The following is a 932-nucleotide window of genomic DNA, read 5'->3' as shown; positions in this document are numbered from 1 at the left end:
CACGGCAAGCTGCCGACGCCGGCCGAGCTGAGCGCGTACAAGACGAAGCTGAAGTCGATGCGCGGCCTGCCCGCCAACGTGAAGGCCGCGCTCGAATGGATTCCGGCCGCCGCGCATCCGATGGACGTGATGCGCACCGGCGTATCGGTGCTCGGCACCGTGCTGCCGGAGAAGGACGATCACAACCTGCCCGGCGCGCGCGATATCGCCGACAAGCTGATGGCCTCGCTCGGCTCGATGCTGCTGTACTGGTATCACTACTCGCACAACGGCAAGCGCATCGAGGTCGAAACCGACGACGATTCGATCGGCGGCCACTTCCTGCATCTGCTGCATGGCGTCGCGCCGTCGAAGGCGTGGGTCGACGCGATGCACGTGTCGCTGAACCTGTATGCGGAGCACGAGTTCAACGCGTCGACGTTCACGGGACGCGTGATCGCGGGCACGGGCTCGGACATCTACTCGGCGATCACCGGCGCGATCGGCGCGCTGCGCGGCCCGAAACACGGCGGCGCCAATGAAGCCGCGTTCGAAATCCAGTCGCGCTACCAGACGCCCGACGAGGCCGAAGCGGACATCCGCCGCCGTGTCGGCAACAAGGAAGTCGTGATCGGCTTCGGGCATCCGGTGTACACGATCTCGGACCCGCGCCACAAGGTCATCAAGGAAGTCGCGAAGAACCTGTCGAACAAGGCCGGCAACCTGAAGCTGTTCTCGATCGCCGATCGGCTCGAATCGGTAATGTGGGACGCGAAGAAGATGTTCCCGAACCTCGACTGGTTCAGCGCGGTGTCGTATCACATGATGGGCGTGCCGACCGCGATGTTCACGCCGCTGTTCGTGATCTCGCGCACGGCAGGATGGAGCGCGCACATCATCGAGCAGCGCGTCGACAACAAGATCATCCGGCCGAGCGCGAATTACACCGGACC

General features: G+C 64.4%; 1 protein-coding gene. It reads left to right on the top strand.

Annotation, left to right across the window (positions count from 1 at the left end; genetic code table 11):
* Positions 1 to 932, top strand: a 932-nt coding sequence (gene prpC, locus F6X42_RS42890) for a bifunctional 2-methylcitrate synthase/citrate synthase (RefSeq protein ID WP_187639768.1), incomplete at both ends; no start/stop codon positions are given.

The sequence above is a fragment of the Paraburkholderia podalyriae genome (assembly GCF_014397785.1).
GTDB classification, from domain to species: domain Bacteria; phylum Pseudomonadota; class Gammaproteobacteria; order Burkholderiales; family Burkholderiaceae; genus Paraburkholderia; species Paraburkholderia podalyriae.
Note: the sequence above shows the minus strand (reverse complement) of the source record. Positions and strands in the feature narration are given on the sequence as shown.